The 18,895-nt window shown below is 67.4% G+C and carries 20 protein-coding genes; 14 read left to right on the top strand and 6 right to left on the bottom strand.

Annotated elements, in window-relative coordinates; translation table 11 throughout:
* Positions 1–105: 105 nt before the first annotated feature.
* Both ACFQ9K_RS00080 and ACFQ9K_RS00085 read right to left on the bottom strand, forming a co-directional pair.
* Complete coding sequence (locus tag ACFQ9K_RS00080; protein WP_378720410.1) at positions 106–432, bottom strand: type II toxin-antitoxin system PemK/MazF family toxin; 327 nt, start codon at positions 430–432, stop codon at positions 106–108.
* A complete protein-coding gene (locus ACFQ9K_RS00085) occupies positions 426–623 on the bottom strand; it encodes a hypothetical protein (RefSeq protein WP_378720411.1) in 198 nt (65 codons plus the stop codon). The genes ACFQ9K_RS00080 and ACFQ9K_RS00085 overlap by 7 nt, the downstream gene beginning before the upstream one ends.
* A gap of 224 nt (positions 624–847) precedes the next feature.
* Here ACFQ9K_RS00085 and glgP point away from each other — a divergent pair, with 224 nt between their 5' ends.
* The 7 genes from glgP (at position 848) to ACFQ9K_RS00120 (ending at position 9,492) form a co-directional block, all read left to right on the top strand.
* Positions 848–3,436, top strand: coding sequence for an alpha-glucan family phosphorylase (glgP, locus tag ACFQ9K_RS00090; protein WP_378982615.1), 2,589 nt, complete (start codon positions 848–850; stop codon positions 3,434–3,436).
* A gap of 117 nt (positions 3,437–3,553) precedes the next feature.
* Entirely contained in the window at positions 3,554–4,915 is a 1,362-nt protein-coding gene (locus ACFQ9K_RS00095; protein WP_378720414.1) for an NCS2 family permease, read from the top strand.
* A gap of 148 nt (positions 4,916–5,063) precedes the next feature.
* Positions 5,064–5,603 (top strand): DoxX family protein, encoded by a 540-nt coding sequence (locus tag ACFQ9K_RS00100; protein ID WP_378720415.1) that lies wholly within the window; start codon positions 5,064–5,066, stop codon positions 5,601–5,603.
* Positions 5,604–6,396: 793 nt separating this feature from the next.
* Complete coding sequence (locus ACFQ9K_RS00105) at positions 6,397–6,969, top strand: DUF3558 domain-containing protein (RefSeq protein ID WP_378720417.1); 573 nt, start codon at positions 6,397–6,399, stop codon at positions 6,967–6,969.
* Positions 6,970–6,983: 14 nt separating this feature from the next.
* Positions 6,984–7,394, top strand: coding sequence for a hypothetical protein (locus tag ACFQ9K_RS00110; RefSeq protein ID WP_378720419.1), 411 nt, complete (start codon positions 6,984–6,986; stop codon positions 7,392–7,394).
* A complete protein-coding gene (locus ACFQ9K_RS00115) occupies positions 7,394–8,728 on the top strand; it encodes a hypothetical protein (RefSeq protein WP_378720420.1) in 1,335 nt (444 codons plus the stop codon). Before ACFQ9K_RS00110 ends, ACFQ9K_RS00115 begins: the two co-directional genes overlap by 1 nt.
* The gene (locus ACFQ9K_RS00120; RefSeq protein WP_378720421.1) at positions 8,725–9,492 is read left to right on the top strand and encodes an ESX secretion-associated protein EspG; all 768 of its coding nucleotides are present in this window, start codon (positions 8,725–8,727) and stop codon (positions 9,490–9,492) included. Before ACFQ9K_RS00115 ends, ACFQ9K_RS00120 begins: the two co-directional genes overlap by 4 nt.
* Here ACFQ9K_RS00120 and ACFQ9K_RS00125 read toward each other — a convergent pair whose 3' ends face one another.
* From ACFQ9K_RS00125 to ACFQ9K_RS00135, 3 genes are all read right to left on the bottom strand, one after another.
* Positions 9,493–10,188, bottom strand: a complete 696-nt coding sequence (locus tag ACFQ9K_RS00125; RefSeq protein ID WP_378720422.1) for a methyltransferase domain-containing protein — start codon at positions 10,186–10,188, stop codon at positions 9,493–9,495. It abuts the gene before it with no gap.
* Positions 10,189–10,365: 177 nt separating this feature from the next.
* A complete protein-coding gene (locus tag ACFQ9K_RS00130; protein WP_378720423.1) occupies positions 10,366–12,408 on the bottom strand; it encodes an ATP-dependent DNA helicase in 2,043 nt (680 codons plus the stop codon).
* A 55-nt stretch (positions 12,409–12,463) separates the two neighbouring features.
* Positions 12,464–13,030 (bottom strand): isochorismatase family protein, encoded by a 567-nt coding sequence (locus ACFQ9K_RS00135; protein ID WP_378720443.1) that lies wholly within the window; start codon positions 13,028–13,030, stop codon positions 12,464–12,466.
* A 180-nt stretch (positions 13,031–13,210) separates the two neighbouring features.
* Here ACFQ9K_RS00135 and ACFQ9K_RS00140 point away from each other — a divergent pair, with 180 nt between their 5' ends.
* On the top strand, positions 13,211–13,396 hold the full coding sequence (locus ACFQ9K_RS00140; protein ID WP_378720424.1) for a hypothetical protein: 186 nt from the start codon (positions 13,211–13,213) through the stop codon (positions 13,394–13,396).
* 4 nt (positions 13,397–13,400) lie between these two features.
* Here ACFQ9K_RS00140 and ACFQ9K_RS00145 read toward each other — a convergent pair whose 3' ends face one another.
* Positions 13,401–14,756, bottom strand: a complete 1,356-nt coding sequence (locus tag ACFQ9K_RS00145; protein WP_378720425.1) for a nicotinate phosphoribosyltransferase — start codon at positions 14,754–14,756, stop codon at positions 13,401–13,403.
* Positions 14,757–14,987: 231 nt separating this feature from the next.
* Here ACFQ9K_RS00145 and clpS point away from each other — a divergent pair, with 231 nt between their 5' ends.
* The 6 genes from clpS (at position 14,988) to ACFQ9K_RS00175 (ending at position 18,869) form a co-directional block, all read left to right on the top strand.
* A complete protein-coding gene (gene clpS / locus ACFQ9K_RS00150) occupies positions 14,988–15,338 on the top strand; it encodes an ATP-dependent Clp protease adapter ClpS (RefSeq protein WP_378720427.1) in 351 nt (116 codons plus the stop codon).
* Positions 15,339–15,360: 22 nt separating this feature from the next.
* Positions 15,361–15,930 (top strand): DUF2017 domain-containing protein, encoded by a 570-nt coding sequence (locus ACFQ9K_RS00155; RefSeq protein ID WP_378720428.1) that lies wholly within the window; start codon positions 15,361–15,363, stop codon positions 15,928–15,930.
* A gap of 75 nt (positions 15,931–16,005) precedes the next feature.
* On the top strand, positions 16,006–17,070 hold the full coding sequence (locus tag ACFQ9K_RS00160) for a P1 family peptidase (protein ID WP_378720429.1): 1,065 nt from the start codon (positions 16,006–16,008) through the stop codon (positions 17,068–17,070).
* 100 nt (positions 17,071–17,170) lie between these two features.
* Positions 17,171–17,593 (top strand): Mov34/MPN/PAD-1 family protein, encoded by a 423-nt coding sequence (locus tag ACFQ9K_RS00165; RefSeq protein WP_150403637.1) that lies wholly within the window; start codon positions 17,171–17,173, stop codon positions 17,591–17,593.
* A 33-nt stretch (positions 17,594–17,626) separates the two neighbouring features.
* Entirely contained in the window at positions 17,627–17,899 is a 273-nt protein-coding gene (locus ACFQ9K_RS00170; protein WP_378720430.1) for a MoaD/ThiS family protein, read from the top strand.
* A gap of 7 nt (positions 17,900–17,906) precedes the next feature.
* Positions 17,907–18,869, top strand: coding sequence for a PLP-dependent cysteine synthase family protein (locus tag ACFQ9K_RS00175; protein WP_378720431.1), 963 nt, complete (start codon positions 17,907–17,909; stop codon positions 18,867–18,869).
* Positions 18,870–18,895: the final 26 nt, after the last annotated feature.

Here is an 18,895-nt window from a genome sequence, read left to right on the forward strand (position 1 = left end):
CGTCAACGCAAAGGGCACGCGGCGTAGTACGGCGCAGTGCCAGGCAAGTTCAATCACACATATTGTATGTATTCAAAGGCTTATCAGATCGGATTGCGTTGTAGATCAACTGATTCCGAGGTACTGGCCCAACGTGTTTTCCAGCGTGGCCATATCGGTCCGGTTGAGCATCTCGACGAACTTGCCGAGATAGTCGCGATCGATGGTCCGGACCTGATCGACGAGCAATATCGTCTCCTGGCCATCGATCTTGATCGCGGGCCGGTTGATCGCGGTCCCCGCGCTGGTCGATGTCGGCACGATCGTCACCACCGACAGCGGGGTATCGGTGGGGGAGACGATCAAGCCCAACCGGCGACCGCGTTGCTCGTGTCCGCGCTTGGCATCGCCGAGGTCGACACGGTGAACGGCGCCACGAATCACCCTCACCATGCGTCAGGCTCCGCGTTGAGGTCCTCGTCCTGCAGCGCGAGTGCATCGATATGGAATTGAGCCAGCCATTCCTCGCGATCCAGCAATCGCAGGGCACGGCGGATGACCTCGGTGGTGGTCTCGTCGTCACGGCGGGCACGGTTGATGATGCGCTCATCGTTGGCCGTTGGGCGGAAGGTTATGGTCGCCATACGACAAGTGTAGGACATCTGTAAGACAAGCGCTGGGGCTGTGATTGTCATGAACTCCTCCGGTTGAACTGGTTGGTGACGAACTCGGCACGGGTACACGACCGAGTTCGCCGTCGGACACGAAGTGATTCGACGTCGAGATCCCGCCGGATGGAAATTCGCGCGCGCTGTGAGCCACGCCGCCGGGGCGGCCGGAACCTGCGGCGTTCGGTAGGGTTCGGCGGGTGAAGGCACTTCGTCGATTCACCGTCCGTGCCCATCTGCCCGAGCGGTTGGCCGCGCTCGGCGAGCTCGCCACGAACCTGCGCTGGTCGTGGCATCCGCCGACGCAGGATCTGTTCGCCGAGCTGGATCCGCAGCGTTGGCTGGAGATGGGGCACGACCCGGTGCGGATGCTGGGGGAGGTGCCGGCCGCGCGGGTGAACGAGCTGGCGGCGGACCCGGAGTATGTGCGCCGGGTGGATGCCGCGGCGGCGGATCTGCGCGACTATCTGGCCGCGCCGAGCTGGTTCGAGCGGCGGGCAGGCGAGGAGGGGGTGCGCGGGATCGCGTACTTCTCCATGGAGTTCGGCGTCACCGAGGTGCTGCCGAACTATTCGGGTGGGCTCGGGATCCTGGCCGGCGACCATCTGAAGGCGGCCTCGGATCTGGGGCTGCCGCTGATCGGCGTCGGATTGCTGTATCGCTCAGGCTATTTCCGGCAGACGCTGTCGGCGGACGGCTGGCAGACCGAGCACTACCCGGACCTGGATCCGCAGGGGCTGCCGCTGCGGCTGCTCACCTCCGACAACGGTGAATCGGATACGGCGCCGGTGCTGATCCATGTCGCGATGCCGGATCAGCGGGTGCTGCGCGCGCGGGTGTGGATCGCGCAGGTCGGCCGGGTGCCGTTGCTGCTGCTGGATTCCGATATCGCGGAGAACGATCCGGAGCTGCGCGCGGTCACCGACCGGCTCTACGGCGGCGATCAGGAGCACCGGATCCGCCAGGAGATCCTGGCCGGCATCGGCGGCGTGCGCGCGGTTCGCGCCTACACCAACGCCACTGGCCTGCCCGATCCCGACGTGTTCCACATGAACGAGGGCCACGCCGGATTCCTCGGCGTCGAGCGCATCCGCGAATTCGTCTCTACCGGACAGGATTTCGACACGGCGCTGGCCGCGGTGCGGGCGGGCACGGTGTTCACCACGCACACCCCGGTCCCCGCCGGCATCGACCGGTTCCCGATGCCGATGGTGCGCCGCTACTTCGGCGGCGCGCACGGCGAGTCCGAATCCGCCATGCTGCCAGGGCTTTCCGTGGATCGGATCGTCGCGCTGGGCCGCGAGGCGGACCCGTCGGTCTTCAACATGGCGCACATGGGCCTGCGGCTGGCCCAGCGCGCCAACGGGGTATCGAAACTGCACGGCGAGGTCAGCCGGGAAATGTTCGCCGCACTGTGGCCGGGTTTCGACGCGGCCGAGGTGCCGATCGGCTCGGTCACCAACGGCGTGCACGCCCCCACCTGGGCCGCGCGCGAGTGGTTCGACAAGGCGCGCAAGCACATCGGCGCCGACCTGGTCGAGGAGGCGCGCGGCTGGGAACGGCTGCGCGACGTCGACCTCGGCGAATTGTGGTCGACGCGCAACGAGTTGCGCGGCATCCTGGTTGCCGAGGTGCGCCGCCGCGTGCGGGCGTCCTGGCTGGACCGGGGCGCCGCGGAGGCCGAACTGGGTTGGGTGGACAGCGTTTTCGACCCCGACGTGCTGACCGTCGGTTTCGCCCGCCGCGTCCCCACTTACAAGCGCCTCACGCTGATGCTGCGCGACCCGGAACGCCTGCGCGCCCGGCTCCTCGACCCAGACCGGCCCATGCAGCTGGTGGTCGCGGGCAAGAGCCACCCCGCCGACGACGGCGGCAAGGCGCTCATCCAGCAGGTCGTCCGCTTCGCCGACGACCCGGAGGTGCGTCACCGCATCGTCTTCCTGCCCGACTACGACATGTCGATGGCCCGCTACCTGTATTGGGGCTGCGACGTCTGGCTGAACAACCCGCTGCGCCCGCTGGAGGCGTGCGGCACCTCCGGCATGAAGTCCGCGCTCAACGGCGGCCTCAACCTGTCCATCCGGGACGGCTGGTGGGACGAGATGTTCGACGGCGAGAACGGCTGGGCCATCCCCACCGCGGACGGCGTCCGCGACGAGCACCGTCGTGACGACCTCGAGGCCGCGGCCCTCTACGACCTGTTCGAACGCACCGTCGCGCCGCGTTTCTACGACCGCGACGCCGCCGGCCTGCCGGTGCGCTGGGTCGAGATGGTTCGCCACACGCTGCAAACCCTCGGCCCGAAGGTGCTCGCCTCGCGCATGGTCCGCGATTACGCCGTCGAGTACTACGCGCCGGCCGCGGTCGCCTACCAGAAGGCGACCGCCGACGAGTTCGCCGTGGCCCGCTCCGTCGCAGACTACCGGCGGCGCGTCGAATCGGCGTGGCCGTCGGTGAAGGTGATCCAGGTGGACAGCGCCGGCCTGCCGGACACGCCGATCATCGGCGCCACCCTGTCGCTGACCGCGCGCATCGACCTCGGCGGCCTCCAGGTCTCCGACGTCGTCGTGCAGGCGGTGCTCGGCCGGGTGTCGACCGCCGACGACCTGTCCGACGTCACCACCGTCGCCATGACGCACACCGGATCCGATTCCGGCGCAGAGCTTTTCACGGTGGACACGCCGGTCCCGCTGTCCGGCGCGGTCGGCTTCACCGTGCGGGTACTGCCGCACAACGAGCTGCTCGCCGGCGACGCCGAACTCGGTCTGGTCGCCGCGCCGAGCGCGTGAGCGCTACCGATCCGGGCTGAGCTGGACCATACCCTTCGGGTCGGGTTCCACGATTCGGTGAATCGTCGGCTAACGTGCCTGGGCACGCCCGTACCACTCCCCGACTGGAGACCGCCCATGGCCACCGCCGTACCGACCGAGCCCCGAGGTCGCGTCGACGCGTTCTTCGGCATCAGCGCGACTGGTTCGACCATGAAACGCGAGCTGATGGCGGGCACGGTCACGTTCCTGGCCATGTCCTATGTGCTCGCGGTGAACCCGTCCGTGCTCGGCGACGAGGGCGCGCTCGGCGCCAAGGGCATCCCGATGCAGGCGGTGTTCACCGCGACCGCCGTCGCCGCGGTGTTCGGCACCCTGGTCATGGGGCTGTGGGCGAAGTATCCGATCGCGCTCGCGCCGGGCATGGGGCTCAACGCGTTCTTCGCCTACTCGGTGGTGCTCGGCATGGGCATTCCGTGGCAGGTCGCGCTGTCCGGGACATTGCTGTCCGGGATCATCTTCTTCCTGCTCGCGGTCACCAAGGTGCGCGAGCGGATCCTGAACGCGATTCCGATGCAGATGAAACTGGCCGTCGGCGCGGGCATCGGGTTGTTCGTGGCGTTTCTCGGATTGAAGAACGCGGGCATCGTGGTGAACAGCGACGCCACGCTGGTCACGCTGGGCGACTTCACCAAGGGCACCACGCTGCTCGCGCTGTTCGGGCTCGTCGTGACCGTGGTCTTCCTGGTCATCGGGTGGCACGGCGCGGTGCTGTACGGGATCGTGCTCACCGCCGGCGTCGGCATCGTGAGCGGGCTGGTCGATCTGCCGAACGGGGTCGTTTCGGCGCCCAAGGGGCTCGAGCACACGTTCGGGCAGGCGGTCATTCATCTGCCGGACGCGTTCACCGGGCAGATGGCCGTTGTCATTCTGACCATGCTGTTCGTCGACTTCTTCGATGCCTCGGGCACGCTGATCGGCGTCGCCAACCAGGCCGGGCTGCTCGACAAGGACGGCAAGCTGCCGCGGGCCGCGAGCGCGCTGGCCGCCGATTCCGTGGGCACCATGGCGGGTGCCGTCATCGGCACCTCGACCACCACCGCGTATGTCGAATCCACCGCGGGTGTGTCGGCGGGCGGGCGCACCGGGTTGACCGCCGTGACCACCGCAGGCTGGTTCCTGCTCGCCATGTTCTGCTATCCGATCTTCGCCGTCATCGCCGGTTCCGGGGAGGTGACCGCGCCCGCGTTGATCGTGGTCGGCGTGTTGATGGCGCGGTCGCTCGGCGAGATCGACTGGAACCGGCTCGAGTATTCCGTGCCCGCGTTCATCACCATCGTGATGATGCCGCTGACCTACTCGATCGCGAACGGCCTGGCCATGGGCATGCTGTTCTACCCGATCGTGATGGTCGCGAAGGGCCGGATCAAAGACGTGCACCCCGCGATGTGGGCCCTGCTGGTGATCTTCCTCGGCTACTTCTTCTTCCTGGCGGAATGAACCCTGCGCCGCGGCGAAACGTAGCTCAGAATAAAGAACGGCTCTTGGAAAGTTAGGGTGCCCTGTGCAAAAATCGGACCGCAGTCCGCTTCAGCGCCGAGGCCATGACCAGCTGTTTGGAATCTGACTTGCAGGGACGAGGACCAGCATGACCACGAAATCTGCTCTGGAACGAGCCACCACCAACACCGAACTCGACGGCATATCCGCCGACATCGGCCTCTTGATCATCCGGGCCGTTTTCGGCGCATTGCTCGCCGTGCACGGGGCACAGAAACTCTTCGGGTGGTTCAGCGGGCCGGGCTGGGATGCCACCACCGCCGGCTTCGACGGCATGGGATACAACCCGGGCAAATTCTTCGGCACCCTGGCCGGGCTGTGCGAGTTCGGCGGCGGCCTGCTTCTCGCGCTCGGTCTGGTGACGCCGTTGGCAGGCGCCATCGTGCTGGGCACCATGATCAACGCGGTCAATGCGCTGTGGAGTCTCGGCCTGTTCGGCAAGGACAACTATGAGCTGCCGTTGCTCTTCGCCGTGGTCGGCGCGGGTATCGCCTTCACCGGACCCGGCAAATTCTCGCTCGATCACGGCCGTCCGTGGCAGCGGCACGGATTCGTCTGGGGCGCAGGCGCCGTGGTCCTCGCGGTTGTCGCGGCGGTGCTGACGCTGATTCTGAAGTGGACGTTGTAAGCGTCCTGCCGACGAGCTGATCGGTTACGTGGGCCGCTTCACATGGCGGAGCGGCCCGCGTTGCTTTCACCAAATCCAGAGGGCCCAGCCATCATTTTGGGTGAGCCCGCAGGAGTAGTTGATGTGCGCGGGATCTCGCCAATCTCCTCTGCGGCCGCGGCCCAGCAGGCATTCTCGGTCGCATGTGACCGTTACCGGCGTACGACGAGTGATGATTTCGCGGTTCAGGTCGGCAATGCTTTCGCGAATCTCGGAATCGCTTTGCGTTCAGTAGGTTTGGGTCAGGGGATGTTGCGCAATTGCGTACGTTCATTGTCGATCACAATCTCGACAAGCTTGCGGTTCTCGGCACGAAGATCTGGGAGATCTGGGGGTGAGCCACTGTTGGTGCAGACATTGAATCGCGTTGCCGCGCTTGCGTTGCCGGGGATGTTGTTCAAGGTGGATGCGGTAACAGTGCGCGGTTGATCCGGTCGGCCGCCGGGGCGGCGGCCGAACTGGACGATCGGCGGATCTGAGTTCGAGGCGACTCGGCAACGTGGGGTGTTGGGTCGACGTTCACGGTGAAGGTGCTCGGCCTCCGCGCTCCAGCCGTGTGACCTCGTAGTTCGGCATGCCTCCCGACCCGAGGACTACCCGCCGAAGTAGGTTGATCTGGTGGGTGGGCGTGCACCCGATTCTGCCGCCGGACTGGAACGATCCAGTTGGATTGCTCTAGTTTGGAGTGGAACCAGGGGGAGATCCAGTGCGTCTTATCCTGTGTCGGGGTGTCTGGGCCGAAGTCAGGAGAGATATGCGAACCGCCATTGTGTCGCCGAAGGTCGCCGCGCGGACGATCCTGGCCGGGATGGCGGTGGTCGGGCTGGTCGCGGGGTGCTCGCCGAACGATGGAACACCAACACCCCAGAGCACGAACGGTAGTCCCACTAGCGGTGAGCGGACGGTCAGCTTCAATCCATGTAAGGACTTGTCCGACGAGGCACTGCGAGCCATGCAGGTGGATCCTGCCTCGAAGACGGTCGTCATCGACCCGACCAGCGGGCCTTCGGCATGGCGAATCTGCAAATGGAATGCCACAGGCGGACCGTACTTCGTGACAGTCTCTTCCACTTTCTTCACCCAGGATGACTCTCGAAAGAACGACAAGCTTACCGGGTTCCGAGATGTGAAGATCGGCCCGCGCGCGGGTCTGACCTACCAGGACAAAACGGATGAACAAAAGCTGCGGTGCTATGTCAGCCTGCCTACTGCGGAAGGAATGTTCGAGGTGACAGTCGGCTGGCGATACGGGGAACCCGTCACGCGCGATCGCTGCGAGCTTGCCGTCGAGCATGCCAAGCAACTAGAACCGTTTCTGCCGAAGTAGCGGGGAGGAGAGCGATGTCGGATTCCGGGGCGGGTGATGGTGCCGAAATGCAGGCGATGGTGACCCGCTGGCAGGCCTTGAAAAAGCAGGCTGAAGGCGGTGAGCTTCGCCTCGACGAGCAAATCGGTACCTTGCTCGCGAGCCGTGCCGACCAGATGCGCACCAAGCTTCAAACGATGGTGGATCAGGCTGGTGACCTTTCGCACATCAGCGGGTTCGGCACCCTGGCCTCCGCAGAAGCACTCCAAGCCAAGTTCTCGAAGAAGGCAGACGGCGGCGATGACGCCGCAGTCAAACGACTTCAGCAGAGCATTGAGGTGGTGAAGTTGATGAGCGACACCTATAAACTTGCCATCGGCAAGATCGTCGATTCTGATCAGGCTGCTGCGGACAGGCTCGCTGGACTGGGTGTGGGGGATTCCTGATGGCATCTTTCAACGACTGGATGATTGCGATCGGCGCGGGGAGTATTACTGGGTCCTCGCATGAGGCCGACAAGAACAAGCAGGACGATCAGCAGCGGGCCGCCGATCAGAAGGCAAAGTGGGACCAAGACCGCGCCATCGTCAACAACGAGTGGTCAAACTTGTTGTCGGAGTATGGGAGTGGCGCTTTCGACGCGCCGGCGATCAAAGCGCAGGATCCTTTCGAGACCATGTCGCATCAAGCCATCTACAACGCACTCGAAGGGGTGCAAGAGAGCGAGATCAACGCCAAGGCTGATGGCTGGCGGAATCTGTCCACCGATGCACGGAACGCGGTCGACGAGTTCAAAAAGGGTGTCGAGCAGGACATTACGCAACATTGGAACGGAAAATCAGGTAGCAGTGCGATCGATGCGACTCGCGAATTCTCGACGTCGTTCTCCAAACTGGCTGCCACGTTCCAGATGGTCGGGCACGGACTCGATCTGACCCAGGGGCACCTGGCGCAGGCGAAATCCAGTGTGGGAAAACCGGATAGCTACACCCTCGGCGACAAGTTCCTCGATGCGCTGCCGTTGCAGAACGTGCTCAAAGGCCCTACGCACCGCGCGCAGGAGGCGGAGAGCGAGGCGCGGTATGTGATGACGCAGTACTACCGGCCCGGCGTCAACGACGTCGACAAGATCACCCCCATCCTCCCCGAGCCCACCAGCACGGTGGACAAGAACAACCCGGGTGGTCCGAACAGCAATCCGAATCCGGATCAGCCGGGTAGTCCGAGCAGCAACAATCCGTCCGGGTCGCCGGATACGACGGACAAGAAGTCCACGGACGATTCGAAGAAGCAGGACAGTGCTGTCGATCCGGCTACGCAGCTGGCGAGTACGGATCCGAGCGATACCACGGATAAGAAGGCGGCGAGTACGACGCCGGCGTCGACCACCCCGGCGAACACGCCGACCGACGATCCGAGTAAGACCAAGTCGCCTTCGACCCCGTCGACCCCGTCGACCAATCACCCGACCACGACGTTCCCGGGTTCGCCGTCGCGCACGCCGGGCACCCCGAGTTCAACCACTCCGTCTCCGGGCAAGAGCATCCCGGGCAAGCCGGGAACCCCCGCCACCACCGCCGCGTCGACCGCCGCCCGTGCCGCGTCGTCCGGCAAGCCGGGAACGGCCGGTGCGCCGGGTATGGGCGCGGGCGCTGGGCGCGGCAAGGGGGACGAGGACGGGGAGCACAAGACCCCGGACTACCTGATCTACGACCGTGGTTCGGAACTGCTGGGCACGCAGCCACCCGCGCTGCCGCCGGGCGGGGTCATCGGCGGATGAACGAATCTCGCTGGCGCCTGGACGGTTTGATGTTCGAGCTGGCGCTGGAGGCGCTCGGCCGGGACCGCCTGCCGTATCCGTTGCGCTACACGATCGAAGGCGTCGAGGCCTACGAGGACTATCAGCGGCTGCGCGCGAATGCGCGGCAACAGCTGGCGGGTTTCGCCGGCCCGGATTTGTTCACCGCGCTGAATGTGTTGCTGGAACCGCAGGTTCGGGTCGAGGTGCACGGCTTCTTCGGACGCGATTTCAATCAGGTGGTGCGCGTGCACGCGGGCATGACCGGCCGCGCCGCGACGGTCGCCGTCCAATTGCCCGGTCCGACACAGGAATACGGCCGCGATATCCTGCTCACCCGCTGCCCGCCGCAGGCGTTGGCCGCGCATGTCGCGGCGCAGCTGCCGAATTGCGCGCCGGGTAAGTACCCGACGATCAGCGGCCGCCGCTCGGATCTGACCAGGGTCGAATACGCCAAGCATCCGACGCGCCTTTCACACACCGAGCAACTCAACCGCATCGTCCGCCGCCCCCGCTCGGGGCTGGGTGAGGTCGGCGTGTTCGCCGGCGGCGCGATCGACAGCAGGCCGACCACCGACGGCCGCGGCTTCCACTGGATGGACTACCTGCCCGCCGATGGCCGTTACCTGCTGCACAATCACGGGGACGACGAGTTCACCCTGGTCCCGGGCTCGGCCGAGGAGATCCAGCGGCAACTGCGCTCGCTCATCGAAACCACCTACCGTGCGGTGGCGCACAGCTGGTGATCACGGACGCAACACCAGCACGGTATTCGCGCCGTGATGGAATTCGTAATCGATCTCCCGAAGATCCGTGCGAATACCTTTGTCTTCCAATTCCTTTCGGAGATATGCGACGAGCTCGTCCTGCGCATTGCCGAGGTGGTCGACCAGCGGATAGGCGCGGACCTCGCCCGCGCTGACCCGCGCCAACTCGACCAGGGCGGCGAGGTGAAAATCGGCGTCGAGCCGGTCGGCATAGGTGAACAGCAGGTGGGAACTGAGCGCCAGGTCGAAGCTGTCGTCGGGAAAGGGGAGTGACGGCAGTTCGGCGGCGACATACCGTCCAGGATCGGCGAGCACATCGGCGCCGAATAGGCGGGCCGCCGCGTGCCGCATCGCGCGGTGCTGACGCGGGCCGCCGTACCAATCCCACCGGTATCTTTCCGAATGCGCGGTGGCCCAATCGCTTCCGCGATCGGTCTCGGCGATCGCGAGTCTGCGCAGGTCATCGGGTAGGCGGCGGTAGACCGGATCGGTGGCGGTGACCCGGGCGCCGAGTGCGCTCGCCTCGGCCGTGAAACTCGCTGCGCCGCCGGGGCAGTCGAGAATTCGGCCGCGCAGATCGGCGTCGGAGAGAGAGAATATCGCGCGATACTCGGCCAATGATCTTGAGCTGACCAGGAATTCGCCTAGGACGTCACTGTCGTAAGGGTGCTTCATCTGGAAACGGTCTCATGCGCGGGCCGACGCGCGGAGGAATTTGTGGTGTCCCCGCGCCGCGTGCAGGGCTTGGCGCGGGGACCGCCGATACATTCGGTGTGGGAATTGGGGGTTCACCGAAGTACCACCTTTAATTTACTTCTGTCCGGAAGCATATGCGCGCCAATGTGCGCTGTTTCACACCGCGTTTTCGGTGAGTCGTTTCAGCGCTTTCACCACGACCTCGGGGTTGGAGGTCTCCCAGTACGGCGGCAGCGAGGCGCGCAGGTAGCCGCCGTAGCGGGCGGTGGCCAGCCGGGAGTCGAGGATGGCGACCACGCCGCGATCGTCGACGCTGCGCAGCAGTCGGCCGGTGCCCTGAGCCAGCAGCAGCGCCGCGTGATTGGCCGCGATCGCCATGAACCCGTTGCCGCCGCGCGACTCGACCGCGCGCTGCCGCGCGGTGAGCAGCGGATCGTCGGGGCGCGGGAACGGAATCCGGTCCAGGATCACCAAGCTCAGCGAGGGACCGGGCACGTCGACGCCCTGCCACAGCGACAGCGTGCCGAACAGCGAGGTCTCCGGGTCGTCGGCGAACTTGCGCACCAGCGCACCGGTCGAATCGTCGCCCTGGCACAGCACGGGCGTGTCCAGCCGTTCGCGCAAGGCCTCGGTCGCCGCCTTGGCCGCGCGCATCGAGGAGAACAGTCCGAGCGTGCGTCCGCCCGCGGCCTTGATGAGCCGCTCGATCTCGTCCAGGTAGGCGGGCGCGAGGCCGTCGCGGCCCGGCGCGGGCAGATGCTTGGCGACGTAGAGGATGCCGGACTTGGCGTGGTCGAACGGCGACCCGACATCGAGCGAACTCCAGCGCACCTTGTCGGCGTCGGCGGGCGCCTGGGCGCCGTTGGCCATACCGGGGTCGGACTGGTTCGACGACTGCGCGGGCAGACCCCAGGTGACCGCGAGCCCGTCGAACGAGCCGCCGATCTGCAGTGTCGCCGAGGTGAGCACCACGGTCGCGGTGCCGAACAGCCTGCTGCGCAACAACCCGCCCACCGACAGCGGCGCCATCCGCAGCGAGCGCCGGGCGACGCCGCGGATCTCCTCGGCGGACAGCCAGATGACGTCGTGGCGTTTCGCCGGATCCGGTTCGTCGAACGCGGTGAGCGCGCGCACCGCGCTGTCGTGGATCTCGTCGATCGCGGCCAGTGCCTGGGTGCGCGCGGCGGCGGTCTCGACGTCACCCTGCTGGGTGGTGCCGCCCTGCGGCGCGAGCGCGGTGCGGGCGTTCCACGCGGCGTCGCGGACCAGGGCCAAAGCCGGCGCGACGCCGTCGGGCAGCCGTTCCCAGCGGGCGGCGGGCAGCTCGGCCAGGACGTCGTGCCACGCCTCGGCCGCGCCCTCGAGGCGGTCCACCTCTTTGTCGTCGATCAGCTTGGCGCAGCGGCGCGCGGCCGCGCTGATCGCCGACGAGGCCAGTTCGGCGGTGGCCACGCCGGTGACCCGGTCGACCAGTTCGTGCGCCTCGTCGATGACCACCACGTCGTGCTCGGGCAGCACCTGGATGCCGCTGATCGCATCGATGGCCAGCAGCGCGTGATTGGTCACCACCACGTCGGCCTGCGCGGATTCGGCGCGGGCCTTCTCGGCGAAGCAGTCCTGGCCGAACGGGCAGCGCGACTTGCCGAGGCACTCGCGCGAGGACACGCTGACCTGTTTCCACGCGCGGTCGGTCACGCCGGGCACGAGCTCGTCCCGGTCGCCGGTCTCGGTGTCGGAGACCCATTCGTTGAGCCGCTGCACCTCGCGCCCGAGCCGGGAGATGGCGAACGCGTCGAACAGCTCGGCCTCCGGCTCCTCCGGAATCACGCTGTTGATCTTGTTCAGGCACAGATAGTTGTTGCGCCCCTTGAGGATCGCGAACTTCGCCGCGCGCCCGAGCGGCTTGCTCAGCGCCTCGGACAGCCGCGGCAGGTCCCGGTCGACGAGCTGGCGTTGCAGTGCGATGGTCGCGGTCGACACCACCACCGTGCGGCCGGTGCGCACCGCGTGCCGCAGGCTCGGCACCAGGTAGGCCAGCGACTTGCCGGTGCCGGTGCCCGCCTGCACGGCTAGGTGCTCCTTGGTGTCGATCGCGTGGTCCACCGCGGTTGCCATCGTCACCTGCCCGACGCGCTCTTTCCCGCCGAGCGCCTGCACGGCAGTGGTCAAAAGTTCGGGGACGGCGGGGAGTTCGGGCACCCGAGCAGACTACTGCCCGGCACCGACATCGATGGCGGCCGTCGCGCCGATCCGGCTACCCGGAAACGCTTCCTTCGAGGTCGACGCCCGCGGCGCGCATGCGGTCCAGCGCGGCCGCGGTGGTGTCGCCGCCGACCCCGGCGGTCAGGTCGAGCAGGACGCGGGTGTCGAAGCCCTCGATCCGGGCGTCCAGCGCGGTCGCGCGGACGCAGTGATCGGTGGCGATGCCGACCACGTCCACCGCGTCGACGTCGTGCTCGCGCAGCCAGTCGGCCAGCGTGGTGCCGTCCTCGGCGGCGCCCTCGAATCCGGAGTAGGCGGCGGAATACGCGCCCTTGGAGAAGATTTCCTGCACGGGCGCGGTATCGAGGTTCGGATGGAAATCCGCACCCGGCGTGCCGACCCGGCAATGCGGCGGCCACGAATCGATGAAATCGGGATGCGTGGAGAAGTGTGCGCCGGGATCGATGTGATAGTCGCGGGTCGCGACGATCGCGGTGTAATCCGACGCCGCGATGTGCTCGCTGATCCGGGACGCGACCGCGGCGCCACCCGCGACGGCGAGCGACCCGCCCTCGCAGAAATCGTTCTGCACGTCGACGACGATCAGGGCCCGGGTCATCATGACCTCCCGCGGTGTGAACTGAATACCTGTGGTGCATTGTGCCGCTCGGCCCGATCATCGAACCAGGGGGCTTGCGGTAACGCCTTGCCCACCCTGTAAACATCGCGAACCTGCCCGCTGATTACTTGGTGCCCCTATTTTCCTGGGCAACACCTCGACTCAGCGCACGGAGCATCCATGACCCGCACCAGACTCTCGACCAGCGTCCTCACCTGCACCATCGCCTACCTGGCGACCACGGTCCTGCTCGGCAACCGCCCGGAAAGCGAGGCCGACTGGGTCCGCTTCGCCGCCAGCGGCGTCTTGTTCGCGATGCTGTTCGCGGCCGCTCTGCTGTTGCTGCTCCGGCTGGCCAGGCGCTGAGCGCTCAGTTCACGAACGTGGTGGGCACGGCCGGCTCACCGGCCGAGAGCTTCAGTCCCTCCCACGGCAGGCTGATCAGTCCGTTCGCCACATGGTCGCGGCTGTCCGACAGCGTCGGCAGGTCGTCGACCAGCTTGCCGCCGCGCACCAGCGGAACGAGCAGCTCCCGCGCCTCGAATCCGTTCACCGCGGGCGCGGGCCCGGCCGCCTGGTAGACGATCTCCTCGACGATCGTGCCGGTCTGCCGGGACAACCGGATCGCCTTCTTCGTCCCGCCCCGCGACTCCTTGTGACTGCTGCGCTTGGCCACCGGCACGCCCTCGACCTCGACCAGCTTGTAGACCATGCCCGCGGTCGGCGCGCCCGACCCGGTCACCAGCGAGGTGCCGACGCCGTACACATCGACCGGTTCCGCGCGCAGCGCGGCGATGGCGTATTCGTCGAGATCGCCGGACACCACGATGCGCGTCTTGGTCGCGCCGAGCGCGTCCAGCTGGTCGCGCACCTGCCTGGCCAGCACGCCGAGATCACCGGAATCGATGCGCACGCCGCCTAGCTCCGGCCCGGCCACCTCGATCGCCGTGGCGACACCGCGGGTGATGTCGTAGGTGTCCACCAGCAGCGTGGTGCCGATGCCGAGCGCCGCGACCTGACTGCGGAACGCCGCGGCCTCGTGTTCTCCGTCGGAACCGCTGTGTTTACCCACCCCGTCGGCTCCGCCGGCTGCCGACCCCGCGTGCAACAGGGTGAACGCATGCGCACTGGTACCCGCGCCCGGCACGCCGTAGCGGCGCACCGCCTCCAGATTCGAGGTGGCGTCGAAGCCGGCCAGGTAGGCGGCCCGCGAGCTGTCCGGCGCGGCCAGCTCGTGGGTGCGCCGCGACCCCATCTCGATCATCCGGCGCCCGCCCGACGCGCTGACCATCCGGGCGGCGGCCGAGGCGATCGCGCTGTCGTGATTGAGGATCGACAGCACCAGCGTCTCCAGCACGACGCACTCCGCGAAGGTGCCGCGCACCGAAAGAACGGGGGAGCCGGGGAAGTAGAGCTCGCCCTCGGCGTAGCCGTCGATGTCACCGGTGAACCGATATTCGCGCAGCCACTCCACCGTCTGCGCGGGCAGGAAGTGGGCGATCACTTCCAGTTCCGCCGCGCCGAAGCGGAACCGCTCCAGCGCGTCGAGCAGCCGCCCGGTGCCCGCGACCACGCCGTAGCGGCGGCCGTGCGGCAGCCGGCGGGCGAAGACCTCGAAGGTGCACCGGCGATGCGCGGATTCGTCGGCCAGCGCGGCGGCCAGCATGGTCAGTTCGTACTGGTCCGTCAGCAGTGCGGTGCTGGTGACGCCGTCGCGGATGTCCACGCTGCCAACTTTAGACAGGGCGGTCGGCTTTGAGCTCGCGCAAGCCCGCTGAATGCGCGCGGGCCTCGGAGCGCTTGCGAGCGCGGATGCGCCAGGCCGCTTGGAGCGCTTGCGAGCGCGGATGCGCGAGGCCGCATGATAGGCGGATGCCCGCTCGATGAGCCAGGAAATGCTCGAAACAGTGCTCAGTGGGGTGTTGCCGAATCGGAGTCGAGTCGTACCCTTGACGTCATGGCCTTGTGCAACACAGTCCGAGGTGGCGTCGTGGTGGACGCCGTGGACGCGACACTGTCAGCGGCACAGGCGACCCCCGAGGCGGTCGAATACACCGAGATCTTGGAGGCGGAAGATCGCCCGTGGGTCACTGTGGTCTGGGACGACCCGGTCAATCTGATGCACTACGTCGCCTACATCTTCCAGAAGCTGTTCGGCTACAGCAAAGCGAAGGCGAACGAGCTGATGCTCTGCGTGCACAACGAGGGCAAAGCGGTGGTCTCGTCGGGTTCGCGGGACAAGATGGAACATGATGTCCAGCGGCTGCACGCGGCGGGACTCTGGGCGACCATGCAGCGGGACAACTGATCAGGACGACTACCCTGGCGCCGTGCGGAAGTGGAGCAGGAAAAACTCGCTGAGCGGCCTCAAACTGCGATCCGAGATGGACGCACGTGAGGCCAACGTGCTGCGTTCGCTGGTCGGTGCGGTCTCCGGATTGCTCACCGAACGAGCCGAGTCGGCGCCCGAGGACGACCTGGCCGCACTGACCGGGTTGCGCACCGGAAACACCGCAGCGCCCGACGATCCGCGGCTGCGCCGCCTGCTGCCGGACTTCCATCGCAGCGAACCCGGTTCCCCCGACGCCGACCGCGCCGACCTCAACAGCGCGCTGCGCGGGCTGCACGAGCCGGAGATCATCGACGCCAAGCTGGCCGCGGGCAGCGTCATCCTGGACACCGTGCCGACCTCCGGCGGCAAGATCGTGCTCACCCCCGAGCAGGCCGACGCCTGGCTGACCGCGCTCACCGATGTCCGGCTGGCCTTGGGCACGGTGCTCGGCATCGACGCCGATACGCCGGACCATCTCGGCCCGGACGATCCGCGCGCACCGCACCTGGACGTCTACCACTGGCTCACCTGGATGCAGGACTCGTTGCTGCAGGCCCTTGCCCCCTGATCCGGCGAACCGGGTAGAACAGAACCTGAATGCGCGTAGATCGACCATCGCCGCGACCGAGCGTCAGGAGCAAGTGTGAAGGTGCAAGCCGGGCAACGTAATTCGCTCACCGATGTGTCCGGCCTGCTGGTCGGTCATCACACCGCGCTCGATCAGGACGCGACCCTCGGCTCCGGGGCGGCGACTGGGACCACCGTCGTCTACGCGCCGGGCGGCGCGACCGCCGCGGTCGACGTGCGCGGCGGCGGCCCGGGCACCAGGGAAACCGACGTGCTCGACCTGGCCCGCACCATGCGCCGGGCCAACGCGATCGTGCTCACCGGCGGCAGCGCCTACGGCCTCGCCGCGGCCGACGGCGTGATGCGCTGGCTGGAGGAACGGCGCGAGGGCATCCCGATGGACCCGACCAACCCGAGCCGGGTGGTGCCGATCGTGCCGGGCGCGGTGATCTACGACCTTCCGTTGGGCGCGTGGGACATTCGGCCCACCGCCGAGTTCGGCTACCAGGCCGCGGCCGCCGCGGCGCTCGACTTCGAGCGCGGCGTGGTCGGCGGCGGCGTGGGTGCGCGCGCCGGCTCGATCAAGGGCGGCGTCGGCACGGCGAGCGTGGTGCTCGGCGACGGGCTCGCGGCCGGGGCCACGGTGTCCGCGCTGGTCGTGGCGAACGCGGCCGGCTCGGTCTTCGACCCGCGCACCGGGCTGCCGTGGGGCGTCGGCACCGACGGGCCGGAGCACTTCGGCCTGCGGCCGCCGACCGCCGAACAGCTGGCGAAGGCGAATGCGTTGCCCGCCAAGAGCATGCGGCTCAACACGACCATCGGCGTGGTCGCGACGGACGCGCCGCTGGATCCGATCGGCTGTCAGCGGCTGGCCATGACCGCCCACGACGGGCTCGCCCGCGCGATCCGCCCGGCGCACGGGCCGTTCGACGGTGACGCGTTCTTCGCCCTGTCGACCGGCACCTGGCAGCCGCCTGCCGCGACCTTCGAGCTGCCGCCCGCGTTCCCGCCGGACATCCTGATGGTCGATCTGCTCGGCACCGCCGCCGCGCTCTGCGTGGAACGCGCGATCGTGGACGCGATCCTGTCCGCCGTGTCGGTCGGGGAAGTCCCCGCGTACAGCGACCTATTTCCCCGCTAGCCGCGGAGAACACCGGACCAGCCGAAGCGTCCCGGGAATAGCCGAATATTCTGACTCGTTGTCGACAGCGACAGGTCGGCATTGCGGAAAGGTTTTACTCGTGCTGGTGATCAGGGCCGACCTCGTGGAGGCAATGGTGGCGCACGCGCGCGCCGATCACCCCGACGAGGCGTGCGGCGTGATCGCCGGACCGGAGGATTCGGACCGGCCGGAGCGCTTCATCGCCATGGTCAACGCCGAGCGCTCGCCCACCTTCTACCGTTTCGATTCCGGGGAGCAGCTGAAGGTCTGGCGCGCGATGGACGACGCCGACGAGACCCCGGTGGTGATCTACCACTCGCACACCGCCACCGAGGCGTACCCGAGCCGCACCGACGTGTCCTACGCGTCCGAGCCGTTCGCGCACTATGTGCTGATCTCCACCCGCGACCCCGAGCAGCACGAGCTGCGCAGCTACCGGATCGTCGACGGCGAGGTCACCGAGGAACCGGTGCAGATCGTCGACGCGTACGAAACCGCCTGAACCGATGCTTGTTCGTGAAACCGAGGAGTTCTCATGCCGGTAACCGTGTCCATCCCGACCATCATGCGTGGCCTCACCGGAGGGGAGAAGCGCGTGCAGGCGCAGGGCGCCACGCTCGGCGCGCTGATCACCGACCTGGACGCGAACCACCCCGGCCTGGCCGAACGGCTGCTCAAGGACGGCAAGCTGAACCGCTACGTCAACATCTACGTCGATGACGAGGACGTGCGCTTCTCCGGCGGCCTGGACGCCGAGGTGCCCGCCGACGCCAGCGTCACCATCCTGCCCGCCGTCGCCGGCGGCTGACCGACCCGTGGCGCGTTACGAATCGCTGATCGCGACCCTCGGCAACACCCCGCTGGTCGGTCTGCGCACCCTGTCCCCGCAGTGGGACGGCGAGAACCACGTGCGGCTGTGGGCCAAGCTGGAGGACCGCAACCCGACCGGTTCGATCAAGGACCGCCCGGCGCTGCGCATGATCGAGCAGGCCGAGGCCGATGGCAGGCTGACCCCCGGCTGCACCATCCTGGAACCGACCAGCGGCAACACCGGCATCTCGCTGGCCATGGCCGCCAAGCTCAAGGGCTACCGGATGGTCTGTGTGATGCCGGAGAACACCTCGGTGGAGCGGCGGCAGCTGCTCACCATGTTCGGCGCGCGGATCATCGATTCGCCGGCCGCGGGCGGGTCGAATCAGGCCGTGGCGCAGGCGAAGCGGATCGCCGAGGAGAACCCGGACTGGGTGATGCTGTACCAGTACGGCAATCCCGCGAACGCGCTGGCGCATTACGAGACCACCGGCCCGGAGATCCTGGCCGACCTGCCCGAGATCACGCACTTCGTCGCGGGTCTCGGCACCACCGGAACGCTGATGGGCACCGGGCGTTTTCTGCGCGAGAAGGTCCCCGGCATCGAGATCGTGGCGGCCGAACCGCGCTACGGCGAGCTGGTCTACGGGCTGCGCAACATCGATGAGGGTTTCATCCCCGAGTTGTACGACGAGTCGGTGCTGACCACCCGGTTCTCCGTCGGCCCGTTCGACGCGGTCAAGCGCACCCGCGAGCTGGTGTCCGAGGAGGGCATCTTCGCGGGCATCTCGACCGGCGCGATCCTGCACGCGGCGCTCGGCATCGCCCGCAAGGTGGCGAAGGCGGGCACGCGCGCCGACATCGCGTTCGTGGTCGCCGACGGCGGCTGGAAATACCTGTCTACCGGCGCCTACGACGGCACGCTGGAAGAGGCCGAAGAACGGCTCGACGGCCAGCTCTGGGCATAGGACTCGACGGCGGCGCGCCGGTACCC

The organism is Nocardia sp. NPDC056564 (assembly GCF_042793755.1).
Taxonomy (GTDB): domain Bacteria; phylum Actinomycetota; class Actinomycetes; order Mycobacteriales; family Mycobacteriaceae; genus Nocardia.